The organism is Veillonella sp. S13053-19 (assembly GCF_002959835.1).
In the GTDB taxonomy this organism is placed as follows: Bacteria; Bacillota; Negativicutes; order Veillonellales; family Veillonellaceae; genus Veillonella; species Veillonella rogosae.
Map to the genome: position 1 here is coordinate 83,769 of NZ_PPDA01000013.1, position 12,333 is coordinate 96,101.

Below are 12,333 nucleotides of genomic sequence, written 5' to 3' on the forward strand. Positions count from 1 at the left end.
AGAAATTATACTATACATTGTATATTTTATCAATAAAAGTACTTGTAATTCCTTTGCATAGCAGGTATTAATAAATCGCATGATACGTGAATTTATAGGCGCTCTTCCAATTCCATCCACCGTTCGGTAAGCGCATCTATTTGGGATTGAGTTTCTTCTCGCTCAGCCATCAAGGCTTGCATTTTTTCATAATCAGTAGCGACTTGGCTTATCATCACATCTAGGCCCTTAAGTAAATGTTCTAGTTTTGGCAACTCATCCATAATGCTCGCATACTCTGCCTCTTCCGCTTTATTGAGGCCTTTTTTAGGGGATTCTTTGAAAGTATCTACTTTACCACTAATTATACCACTATGATCGCCAGGTGTATTAGAAAGATTAGCTTCATTAAGAATAGAGTCATCGGTATCAGCATCATCAGCTTCTACAGGTCTTACAGCTTTGGCACTAGCAGCTGTGCTACTATTTGTCATATAAAATGGGCGTTTTCCACCACTACTTTCATCAAGAGCATCCTTGTAATCAGAATAGGAGCCATGAACGATTTCAATATGACCATCACCGGTGAATACAAATAGCTTGTCTACTACGCGGTCAAGGAAATACCGATCATGACATACGGTAACGATGACACCACTAAAGGAATCAAGAAAATCCTCTAATACCTCTAATGTAGGGATATCAAGATCATTCGTCGGTTCATCTAGCAATAATACGTTAGGCGCGCTCATCAGTAATTTTAAAAGATATAAGCGACGACGTTCACCACCAGAAAGCTTGCGAATCGGCACACCGTGAAGTTCAGGCGTAAAGAGGAAGCGCTCTAGGATTTGCCCAGCGCTCAATGTAGAACCATCACCGAGCACCATATAAGAATGGTCTTCACGAATATAATCGAGAACACGCATATCTTCGTCGAACTCAGGCAGTTCTTGTTTGAAGTGAGCAATACGAACCGTCTCACCTTTACCGATAGTACCGCTTGTAGGTTTATAGGTACCATCAAGGATATTCATAAAGGTAGACTTCCCTACGCCATTAGGCCCTACAATACCAATTCGGTCATGACGCACCACATGATAAGTAAAGTCCTTAATCATAGGTCGTTCATCAAAGTAAAATTCTAAATGCTCAATATCAAAGATAGTTTTTCCTAAACGAGTCTTTAATGCAATAGGATCCATTTGGTCGGGACGGCGCGTTTTCTCCATATTTTTTAGTTTTTCATAGCGGTCTAAACGAGCCTTTTGTTTTGTAGTTCTCGCCAAGGCACCACGGCGAACCCATTCAATTTCTCGTTTTAAAAACTGGCGACGCTTCTCTTCTGTAGCCGCCTCACGAGCCTCTCTGTCGGCTTTTAAAGCAATGAATTCTTCATAGTTCCCATCGTATTGATACATGCGCCGATTAGATAGCTCCAAAATGCCATTACATACAGAATCAAGGAAATATCTATCATGAGTGCTGATTAAGAGTCCTCCTTGACGGGCACTTAAATAAGACTCAAGCCAGTCGATACTATCTTCGTCTAAATGGTTTGTCGGTTCATCTAGTAATAATAAATCGCATGGGTATAGCAACGCTTGACCAAGCGCTAAACGACGCTTTTGACCACCAGATAAGAAGGCTACCTTTTGTTCTACATCGGGAAAGCCCAGTTTAGACAAAATGATACGAGCCTCCTGCTCTACTTGCCAACCATCTTGCTGATCCATTTGTTCTAAGGCATTCATATAGTTACGAGATAATTTAGCATCATCTCCGCCAGTTTCTTGCATTTGACGGTATTCGCGACTGATGGTTTCAAAGGCTTTTACCATTTGTAATCGAGGATGGTCCCCATCTAGAACGGCCTCTAGCAAGGTGGATTCCGCATCAAAGTCAGGGGTTTGCGCTAAGTAATGGATACCTGCCTTGCCATTGCGCTCAATGGTGCCCTTATCAGCCTCCATTTGGCCTGCCAATATTTTTAAGAACGTAGATTTCCCTGTGCCATTGATGCCCACAAGACCCAGTCGTTTTTCAGTTGTAAATGTAATATTTACATCTTTAAAAAGCAGCCTTGTACCATACGATTTCTCTATATTTTGTAAACTAATAACGTTCATGTTATTCTCCTATTTTGTAATTCTGTTACTTATTATACTACACATTACCATTGACAGTAACATTCGCCCTCAGTAGAATAAACGTAACATATATATTCATGAGGAGGTCCACATGGCGACGGATATGCTTTTAGACTTTTATGAAAGTATTAACTTTGAACTTATCGACATCGATGGGTATGACACATTATTTACTGAGCTCTTAGAAGATGGCACCTATGCAACTGTGTCCGACGACGACGGTCATATGCCAGAGGACTTGGAGACACCAATCGTATTCAATGTATACGATGATAATGACTCCTTCCAATGGAGTGTTACATTGGATGATTCTTATCAATTAAAAGATCTTTTAGATAGTGCTGAAAGCACAGATGAGTTCTTAGAAACACTACAAAGAATTAGAGAAGAACATATTGAGCAATACCAATAATACAAAAGCGATGACCTTAGGGTCATCGCTTTTCTTTTACTATATCAAATTTTGATTAGCCAATTACTTCTTCAGCTTGTACTAATTCCGCCTGCTTTTTAGCGTCTAAAATTTCAATTAAGCTATTTACAATATTAGCTGCTCCATCTACATGCCATTCACGAGCGCGCTCAGACATTTGTTGTAGCCTTGGAGGATTAATAAGCAGTGCGGTCACAACGTCTTCTAAGTTGTGAATATCACGGGCCCAACGAGCACAGCCCCGTAGCTCTAATAGTTCTGCATTGGCCTCTTCTTGTCCGGGGATGGCATTAAAGAATACCATAGGCAAACCAATTGTAACCGCCTCCATACAAGTCAGAGCACCAGGCTTTGTAACGAGCAAGGATGATGATTTCATAAGCTCTGAAATATTGGTCGTATAACCATATACAATAGTCTTTGTTTTCATGGACTCACTAAGGGTAACTAAGGATTCATAGAGAGACGTATTTTGACCGGCTACTACTGTAATTTCACCGATACCATTAACCTCATCTAAATGTTTAAGTGCCGTTTCGAGGGAGCCCAAGCCAAGACCACCACCCATAACGAGTACTTTCACAGGTTCCTCTAAGTTATATTCCTCAATAGCATCACGGAAAAAGGCACGGCGCACAGGAATACCAGACACATGAATACGTGTTTCATCGATACCGGCGGATACCATTTCAGTAACCATAGACTCGGTCGCTACATAGTACGTATCAATCTGCGGATAGAGCCAAAATTGATGGCTGCTAAAGTCCGTCATAATCGCTACCAATGGCACATCAATATGACCTTGGCGCTTCAAAATAGACGCAGCCCCACATGGAAATGGATGGGTAAAGACCATCACATCTGGCTGTTCTTGTTGAACAAGCTTGAGCATACGACTTTTAAGGAGATACGATAATGCAGTTTGCAAAATAGTCCCCCGTCGCTCCCCTTTTGATACGCGATAAATCATATCGTATAGCATGGGGAACACGTCGATCATCTTGATATACGTCCCCTTAATTAAATGCTCTACAGACATGGTTTCTGTATCTAAAAAGTCCACATGAGTAATCGATGCGTGTGGCTCTTTTTCTTTCCAATATTCTTCTATGGCTCTTGCGGCCTGCATATGTCCTGTCCCAATAGAGGCGGACACGATGAGAACCTTCCGTGATGTTTCGTTATTCATAGTGCACCCTTTCTCTGTGCATTATACCATAAATAGATAAAAAAAAGAGACCTCGAAAGGTCTCTTTCATATCCTTTAGGGATTATTTTTTGCGTTTTTTAGCTTTTGTAGCGTTAACTTGCTCTTTCAAACCTTTACCAGCTTTGAATGCAGGGGATTTGGAAGCAGCGATTGTGATAGTTTTACCGTTTTGTGGGTTACGGCCTTCACGAGCAGCGCGTTCACGAACTTCGAAAGTACCGAAGCCGATTACTTGTACTTTACCGCCAGCAGCTAATTCTTCAGCAACTGTGTCAAATACAGCTTTTACTGCTTTTTCAGCGTCTTTTTTAGTTAATTCAGTTTTTTGTGCAACACTTGCGATTAATTCTGTTTTGTTCATGACAGAACCTCCTTAAAAATACAATACCTAAGAAGTATGCAAAACCTCTAGGTTACTTTTCCTGCACTTTAGCCTCCTCCCAAAAAGCATCCAGCTCAGCTAATGAAAAGTCTTCCCATGAGCGATCGCTTTGGTTAACACAAGCCTCTACATGTAAAAAACGCTGTCGGAACTTTGTGTTTGTGCGATTTAGTGCATTTTCACCGCTTATTTTATACCATCTGAGTAGATTAATCAAGGAAAAAAGTACATCTCCTGCCTCTTTTTCCATATTTTCTCTATCTTTTTGTGCTATAGCCTCCTTAAATTCACCCATTTCTTCGGAAACTTTCGCCCAAACCGGATCGAGCTCGTCCCAGTCAAAACCTAGCTTTGCGGCCTTTTCCTGAAGCTTATAAGCGGCCACCAAAGCAGGTAAACCTTTGGACACACCATCTAATACAGATTTTTGAAAATTTTTCTTTTCTTGAGCCTTTAATTCATCCCAAGAGTATGATTTTTCATCATTTTCAGGGTTAAAAACATGGGGATGACGACGAATCATTTTTTCAGTAACGTCATTTATGACATCTTGTAAGGTAAAATGACCGGCTTCCTCTGCTAGTTGACTATGAAAGACAACTTGCAATAATACATCCCCTAATTCTTCACGAAGATTGGGCATATCTTTATTATCAATGGCATCTACTACTTCATAGGTTTCTTCAATGAAATAGCGTCGTAAGGATTCATGCGTTTGCTTTTGATCCCAAGGGCACCCATTAGGCGCACGTAAGGCTTTTACTACATCCACTAATGGTTGTACAGATATGGATTCCTTAGTATTGTTCTTCATAGAGCTTTGCTTCCTCCTTATCTCGACGAGCTTGTAAACGCTTACCGATAATTGGGAAATGATACATATCATCCTTCACAACGGCCTTAGTAAGCCATAAAGATAGTCCATATACGAATACGGCCACTACAATAGCGGCCGCTACAGCGCCACCATTACCTAATAACTCTACAGTACTCACATGGATAACTTGCGTTGCGCCCCCCATAGCCATAGCAGATACGACAATTTTCAGCAATTCAAGTTTATTAAGGACAGAACCTACATATTTCTTTACAAATATATAATTAATCAATGCAGCAATGGCGAAGTTTAAGTTTGTAGCCCACGCAGCACCATTGATACCAAGTTCAACAGTTCCTGTCAATTCATAATCCAAGAATGTTTTCACTAATAAACCAACGAAAATCGCTACCATAGGGATTACAGTTCGCCCCAAACCTTGCAGAATACCAGCTGTAATTTGCTGCCACCCTAGAAATACAATACTTAGGCTAATAACAGCGATAACAGGCCCTGCATTAGGCGTTGCATAGATCAGCAGAGAAATAGGTGTCGCCAGTACACAAAGGCCAATACAGGCGGGAATCGTGAACATATTGGCAATTTTAATAGCCGTTCCTGCCCGCTGCATAATACGATTAACATTACCTTGTGCATGAGCTTCAGATACAGCCGGCACTAAACTGGCCGCCAAAGAGGTGGTCAAAATGATAGGTAGACCAATGAGTGACGTGGCCATCCCTGTCAGGTAGCCAAATTGTGTTGTTGCTTCATTGAGGTAATACCCAATATCCATCAAACGCTTCGGCACTATGAATGTATCGATAAGGGATACCATAGGCAACATAATATTTGCCATAGATACAGGTATCGCTAGACTAAATAATCGTTTCACTACAGCACTATTACTTTCACAAATAGCATTTGGATTCTGTTGTGAAAGCATCTGCTCGCGCACGCGTCGTTGACGATAGTAAAAGAAAATTAATACGAGTAAACCTGCTAATACACCTGGGAAGGTGGCGAAGGTAGCACCCCCTGCCGCTAAATGTAAGCCTCTATCGATGAAGTAGTAAGCTAAGCCAACCATAGAGGATACGCGGAAAATTTGCTCAAAGATTTGGCTCGTTCCTGTCGGTACCATGTATTGGAAACCTTGGAAATAACCTCTAAAGCAACTCAGAATCGTTACTACAAAGATAGCTGGCGATAACAACTGAATAGCTATGAGAGCTCGTGGATCTGTAATAATCTGAGTATCTATGAGCCACTGTGCGCTGCCATATAAGGCCAAGCTAAATACTAAACCTAAAATAGTAAGTACTCTTAAGGATACAGAAAATACTTGTTGTACGCCCCGCATATCATCATTGGCGAGTTTTTCCGCAATCATAATAGAAATGGCTACAGGAATGCCTGCCGCAGAGATGCTGACGATAATTTGGTAGATTGGATAAGCCATCATATATAGGCCGATGCCTTCACCACCAAGAACACGGGCGATAAGAACTTTACTAAACGCACCGATGACCTTCACGATAATACCGGCTAAGGTTAAAATCATGGCGCCCTTTAAAAATCGATTCATAGGCCCTCCTTAGTCGATGACTTGTGGCTCAGTGCCTTCATCACCGCTTCCGTAATGGTCAAAATAGAACCTTTCATGCCATTAAGGCTCACATATAATGTGGCTGGCTTGGTATCTGCAAACTTCATTTTTTTCCATAAATCTTCCCGTACAGCTCCCATATCCCAGTCGGCCATTTTGGAGTCATCATACCAATGGATCGTAAGCTGTTGATCTCTACGGACGATACTTTTAATACCAAGCAGACGTGCTTGCTCTTTAATTTGAGCAATACGCAATAATCTATCTACCGGATCTGTAGGCGTACCAAAACGATCTATCAGTTCATCTGTCATGTCATCTAGTTGCTCTTTTGATTTAATATGTAACAACCGTTGATATACAGAAATCTTACGAGCACTATCTTTAATGTACTCATCATCGATAAAGGCATCTACTTCTAAATCAATAGCTGGATCAATAGATACCTCGCGCTCTACCTCTTTATTTTGAGCCTTTACAATCGCTTCTTCAAGCATACTTACGTACATGCCAAAGCCGACAGATGCGATATTGCCATGTTGCTGTGAACCTAAGAGATTACCAGCACCACGAATTTCTAAGTCTCGCATAGCAAGTTTGAAACCAGCACCTAGCTCCGTGAACTCTTCAATAGCTTTTAAGCGCTTTTCTGCAGCTTCTGAAAGCATTTTATCAGGTCGATACATAAAGTATGCATAGGCCCGTCTACGAGAGCGCCCTACGCGTCCACGCATTTGATATAGCTGAGATAAACCTAACCGATCCGCATCATAAATGATGATAGTATTGGCGTTCGGAATATCTAAACCGGTTTCGATGATACTGGTGGACAATAATACATCGTAATGACCTTCATAGAAATCGGTCATAATTTCTTCAATTTGACGGCCCGTCATTTGACCGTGAGCAATAGCATAACGCAAACCTGGCAACGCCGCTTCTAATAATTCACCCATGTGATTAATAGATGCCACTCGATTATATACGAAGTAAACTTGTCCCCCCCGTGCCAATTCTCGCTTAATTGCATCTGCAACGAGATTCATGTCATATTCCACCACATAGGTCTGAACAGGTAAGCGTTCTTCAGGTGGCGTATTGATGACGGACATTTCACGAACACCTACGAGAGACATATGTAAGGTCCGTGGAATTGGTGTAGCACTCAAAGTAAGCACATCAATATTACTAGCCCACTCTTTCCATTTTTCCTTTTGCGCTACCCCAAAACGTTGCTCCTCGTCTACAACGAGCATGCCTAAGTCTTTAAAGACAACCTTTTTGTTAAGTAGCGAATGGGTACCGATGAGAACATCAATCGAGCCATCTTCTACACCTTTTAAAACTTGTTTCTTCTCAGCTGTACTGCGGAATCGATTAAGTACATCTACCTTTACGCCAAATGGGGCAAAGCGATTCAAGAAGGTTTGGAAATGTTGTTGCGCCAAAACAGTAGTTGGTACGAGCACCGCAACTTGCTTGCCACTCATAACAGCTTTAAAGATAGCTCTCATAGCGACTTCAGTTTTACCAAAGCCTACGTCTCCAGCTAGCAATCGGTCCATAGGAACAGGTCGCTCCATAGATTCTTTAATTTCCGCCGTAGCCTGTAACTGATCTTCCGTCTCTTCATAAGGGAATGCATCTTCAAACTCTTGCTGCCATGGTTGATCTGGCAAAAATGCAAAGCCTTCTGTAATTTCTCGTTGTGCATAGATCTCAACGAGCTTATCTGCCAAATCATCAATGGATTTTTTTGCCTTTGTAACAACCTTAGCCCAGTCACGGCCACCCATTTTATGGATGCGAGGCACATCACCTTCATTGCCGATGTATTTTTGTAACTGATCTAAATTGTTTGCAGGTAAGAACAGTTTATCCGTTCCCGCATAAGCGATTTCAATATAGTCACGATGAATGCCTTCCGTTTCTATCGTTTTAAGGCCAATATACTTACCGATACCGTGCATACTATGTACAACATAGTCACCAGGGGTTAAATCCGTAAAATAATTGATTTCTTGGCCCTTTTTAGGCTTATTGCGAAGCTTGTGCTTTTGTTGTCCGTAAATATTGCCTTCTACGACAACTACTAAATGGCTATTTGGCAATTCAAAGCCGTCGGTCAATAAACCTTGTAATATAACAACCGTATTAGGCTTAGCAATCCATTCTTCACTATGTATAAAGGCGATATTTTCTCCTTCAAGAGCTCGTTCAATGCCTTCTCGTCGTTGTTGGTTATTTAATACCAATACAACTTGATGATTTAGGCGATGCCATTGCTTAATTTCATCTGTTAATAAAGGAATTTGACGCTCAAAGCTCGTCATCGTCTTCCCTTGAATACCAATAGGATTAAATCCAGTAAGCCCAATAGAGCGTTGTTGCATAAATGTAAAAGCCACTTGAGTAGTCGCTTCTACAGTGCGCTGCAATTCACTCCAGTCACAATGATTTTTGCGATGTGTAGGATCTTCCTTTAGAAACTTCTTTAGCGCTTCTTGAATACGTCCTGGCTCATCGTAAATGAGGAGACCATCCTTTACATACGATAATAAGGTACTATCTGCATCGCTTTTACCAAGGAAGAAAGGCGTCACCGTATAAGAATCAATTTGTTCAATAGACCGTTGATTCTCTACAGCGAAAAACCGCAAGGTATCGATTTCATCACCAAAGAATTCTATACGAATGGGATTGTCGCTATTAACAGGATAGATATCTATAATATCGCCACGCACGGCAAAATGACCACGTTGTTCCACCTGGTCTACCCGTTCATATCCAATTGTGACAAGTTGTTCAAGCGCTGTATCACGCTCAACCGTATCATTTAAAGCAAAATGTAGCGATTGTCCTTTTAAATATTGTGGAGATACAACGTATTGTGTAACCTCCTCTGCATTAGCAATAACCACAGCTGGCTCCTGCCATGCAAGAAGGGCTAATGCACGCATTTGGGCCCCTTGGTCTTCAAGGCTACGAGCCACAGTCGTAAAGTCTACATGATCTGTGGTAGGAAATGAGAGGACTGGAACATTAGGCATGAAAAAAGCTAAGTCCCGTTCCCACATCTCTTTATGGTCCTTATCATGGACTACGATAACTACAGGCTTTGTAAGTCCTGTAGTAAATGCTTGGTTTAAGAGGAAACTCTTTTGAGAACCACTAAGACCATATATAACTGACTTTCCTTTCCGCTGAAATGCGTTTAGCCCATCCACAAAGGATGGGTTCTGTGAAAGCAGATTAGTTAATGTATTATCCATACTGCACCATATAGTATTACTATGATTGTATTAATTAAATAGTTCTAACTCATTTATTATAACATATAACCTAGTAGATAAGCTTCTAGACCGCGTTATATATGATAGTAAAAACACGATAACAGTTATATTTATAGTTATTTTTATATCCGTTTTGAACACCTAATTTTAGGCAAAAAAAATAGCACCTCTAAAGGTGCAATAAAGTTGGTGCGGGAGAAGGGACTTGAACCCCCACGCCGTAAGGCGCCAGATCCTAAGTCTGGTGCGTCTGCCAATTCCGCCACTCCCGCGTCTCAACTGAAATAATAATATCATGTATAGAATGCATCGTCAATCTTTTTTTTATAATTAACTTAAATTTCATGTATCTCATAAAATAAAAAGAGACTGACCCAGAATCCGAACTACTAGAACCCTGGGTCAGCCTCTTTTTTAGGATGATGATGAATAAATGCATGCCCTACATTTACCATAAAATATATTAACAGTCATAACGTATGTCATGCTGGTAATACCAAAAGGTATAATCCACCATGACCATAGCACGACATTAAGGTCGTAAGCACTATAATCTAAATATCAAAATAATATATTTAGATCATATAAAACTAAAAAATCCTTTTTACGGGTACGTAAAAAGGAGCTATTAACTTCTCCTCCCTATCTCTCGTAGGTCAAATGGTGAATGTTGAATAGGCAGTTCTCCTGACTCGGCTTCATCGCTCATCTAGCCTTCCCAGTTTCCCAGTGACTTAATTTAGACTCGCTCGACCATACAGTGGCGGGACCGTGCTGGCATTTAACCAGCTTCTCTATTATGCTTTTCAGCACCTATTCCCAAATATGATGTTTTCTATGAGTTAATATTAACACCGCTATCGTATTAAGTCAATTTATTTTTGTAATTTTATTAACTTCATCTTTTATTCATCTATTGCCATATATCATATTTTTAATTACAATATAATAGTATCTATAAATAGGAGGAATCTATGTATATCGGAGATTTCATTAAACAATATCGCGAATCCAATGGAGTATCCATTGAAAACTTTGCAAATAAAGCAGGTTTAACTACCACTGAAATTGAAGTATTAGAGAAAAATGTACAAGACGATGGTACTGTAGTACCCGTAGCAATGCGCCAAATCAAAGGTATTGCAGCCGCTATGGATGTACCTATGCCTATAGTCATGGCACAGATTCCTTCAGATCAAGAATTAGTTGTACATGTTGTGGCAGAGTCTGATCAGCCACACGCAAAGTAGTATAAAGGAGATTTTATGACACCTGATGTATTAGCACTAATGCAAGGCTTAACAGAGCAGCAAAAAAACTATGTATTATCTGCTCAAGCGCGTCAAAAAGAAACTGGTATGGCCTACCTATTCTGGTTCGTCCTTGGCGTACATTATTTCTATTTAAACAAACCAGTTATTAATATTATCTACTGGCTTACAGCTGGTGGCTTAGGTATTTGGATGATCATTGACTTATTCCGTATCCCTGGAATGGTAAGGTCACGTAATAAGGAACTCATTCAAGATGCAATAAAAGAGGCTAAAGTTCTCTATCCTGAGGTGCAATAATGAAAAAATTTTTGTTAATTGCGGCGACTTTCACTATCTTAGGTATCCTGCCCTCTCAAGCAGTTAATATTGCTGATTTAGAGAATGCACGAGGCTATGCCTATTTATATCGTATGAACGGCCAAAATTATTATGCTGAACAACGCGTTAAAGTTATTGCCGGTGAAGGTAATAACTTTGAAATTATAGGCCGTACCTATAGTCATCAAGGAGCTCAGTATTATATGACAGAGTATATTAACCATTATTACTTTGATCAAGACAACGATACGATTCAATGGGTTCAAGACCAACGTAATATTATTGACGCTCGTACAGGTAAAGTATTACGTGAAGAAAAACGTAATAAAGCTAAATTAATTACCTTAAAACCAGATACATATGGTTATATGCAAGCCATCTATTGGCGTGACCTTGCTGTTGCCGCTGGTCAGCTTAAATAAGCAAACGATAGACGGATTTCTAGTTTATTATAGGGTTATAGGACAAAACGTGTTGGTACTTTAATCCCAATCATTGAAAGATAATTTGTCATAGTTATGCAAATCACCCCAAGAAATGGCATCCCCCCAAGTTGGAATTATGCCTTGAAGTTGGGCTCTTTCATTCATAGATCTATATATTTTAGAAATACTCGCATCAGTTGGCATTACCTTAAGTATTTCTTTTGCAGGAAGCGGTCTTGGTGAGTGTAAATAACACCACCAAAAGACCGCTTTTATGCGTTTTTCTACAGACATCCCTCGATGGTACCGCAATAAACGTCTGAGTTGTGCGTTTACCCCACCTTCAATAGGGTTATTAGTCCTCGGACATTCTTTATCTAACACCAATGTTTCATCTAAATATCGAAACATTGTCTCTGTATTAATTAACACCACTAGAGAGT

General features: G+C 40.3%; 10 protein-coding genes, 1 tRNA gene, 1 pseudogene and 1 riboswitch. Of the genes and pseudogenes, 4 read left to right on the plus strand and 8 right to left on the minus strand.

The genetic code is table 11. From position 1 onward, the window contains the following. Nucleotides 1–92 precede the first annotated feature (92 nt). Nucleotides 93–2,108 (minus strand): ABC-F family ATP-binding cassette domain-containing protein, encoded by a 2,016-nt coding sequence (locus tag VEHSUH06_RS08405; protein ID WP_105098522.1) that lies wholly within the window; start codon nucleotides 2,106–2,108, stop codon nucleotides 93–95. 112 nt (nucleotides 2,109–2,220) lie between these two features. Here VEHSUH06_RS08405 and VEHSUH06_RS08410 point away from each other — a divergent pair, with 112 nt between their 5' ends. Next, nucleotides 2,221–2,541, plus strand: coding sequence for a hypothetical protein (locus VEHSUH06_RS08410; protein ID WP_054748625.1), 321 nt, complete (start codon nucleotides 2,221–2,223; stop codon nucleotides 2,539–2,541). 55 nt (nucleotides 2,542–2,596) lie between these two features. Here VEHSUH06_RS08410 and VEHSUH06_RS08415 read toward each other — a convergent pair whose 3' ends face one another. The 6 genes from VEHSUH06_RS08415 to VEHSUH06_RS08440 form a co-directional block, all read right to left on the minus strand. Next, the gene (locus VEHSUH06_RS08415) at nucleotides 2,597–3,751 is read right to left on the minus strand and encodes a glycosyltransferase (RefSeq protein ID WP_105098523.1); all 1,155 of its coding nucleotides are present in this window, start codon (nucleotides 3,749–3,751) and stop codon (nucleotides 2,597–2,599) included. 82 nt (nucleotides 3,752–3,833) lie between these two features. After that, the gene (locus VEHSUH06_RS08420; protein ID WP_009351071.1) at nucleotides 3,834–4,133 is read right to left on the minus strand and encodes an HU family DNA-binding protein; all 300 of its coding nucleotides are present in this window, start codon (nucleotides 4,131–4,133) and stop codon (nucleotides 3,834–3,836) included. Between the two features lie 52 nt (nucleotides 4,134–4,185). Then, nucleotides 4,186–4,968: a nucleoside triphosphate pyrophosphohydrolase gene (gene mazG, locus VEHSUH06_RS08425; protein WP_105098524.1), complete on the minus strand. Its 783-nt coding sequence runs from the start codon at nucleotides 4,966–4,968 to the stop codon at nucleotides 4,186–4,188. Further along, a complete protein-coding gene (locus VEHSUH06_RS08430) occupies nucleotides 4,952–6,559 on the minus strand; it encodes a polysaccharide biosynthesis protein (RefSeq protein ID WP_105098525.1) in 1,608 nt (535 codons plus the stop codon). The genes mazG and VEHSUH06_RS08430 overlap by 17 nt, the downstream gene beginning before the upstream one ends. After that, the gene (mfd, locus tag VEHSUH06_RS08435; RefSeq protein WP_105098526.1) at nucleotides 6,556–9,852 is read right to left on the minus strand and encodes a transcription-repair coupling factor; all 3,297 of its coding nucleotides are present in this window, start codon (nucleotides 9,850–9,852) and stop codon (nucleotides 6,556–6,558) included. The genes VEHSUH06_RS08430 and mfd overlap by 4 nt, the downstream gene beginning before the upstream one ends. Before the next feature lie 208 nt (nucleotides 9,853–10,060). Further along, nucleotides 10,061–10,145: transfer RNA gene (locus tag VEHSUH06_RS08440), tRNA-Leu, on the minus strand. 387 nt (nucleotides 10,146–10,532) lie between these two features. Beyond that, a riboswitch (cobalamin riboswitch) is annotated at nucleotides 10,533–10,705 on the minus strand. 142 nt (nucleotides 10,706–10,847) lie between these two features. Between VEHSUH06_RS08440 and VEHSUH06_RS08445 the strand changes: the two genes are divergently transcribed. Genes VEHSUH06_RS08445 through VEHSUH06_RS08455 form a run of 3 tightly spaced genes read left to right on the plus strand, consistent with a single transcriptional unit; the run spans nucleotide 10,848 to nucleotide 11,887 of the window. Continuing rightward, complete coding sequence (locus VEHSUH06_RS08445) at nucleotides 10,848–11,123, plus strand: helix-turn-helix transcriptional regulator (protein WP_105098527.1); 276 nt, start codon at nucleotides 10,848–10,850, stop codon at nucleotides 11,121–11,123. Nucleotides 11,124–11,138: 15 nt separating this feature from the next. Further along, nucleotides 11,139–11,444, plus strand: coding sequence for a TM2 domain-containing protein (locus VEHSUH06_RS08450; RefSeq protein ID WP_199179784.1), 306 nt, complete (start codon nucleotides 11,139–11,141; stop codon nucleotides 11,442–11,444). Next, a complete protein-coding gene (locus VEHSUH06_RS08455; protein WP_105098528.1) occupies nucleotides 11,444–11,887 on the plus strand; it encodes a hypothetical protein in 444 nt (147 codons plus the stop codon). Before VEHSUH06_RS08450 ends, VEHSUH06_RS08455 begins: the two co-directional genes overlap by 1 nt. Before the next feature lie 60 nt (nucleotides 11,888–11,947). Here the strand turns inward: VEHSUH06_RS08455 and VEHSUH06_RS08460 are convergent. Then, nucleotides 11,948–12,333 (minus strand): annotated as a pseudogene (locus VEHSUH06_RS08460) (IS256 family transposase); the annotation flags it as partial.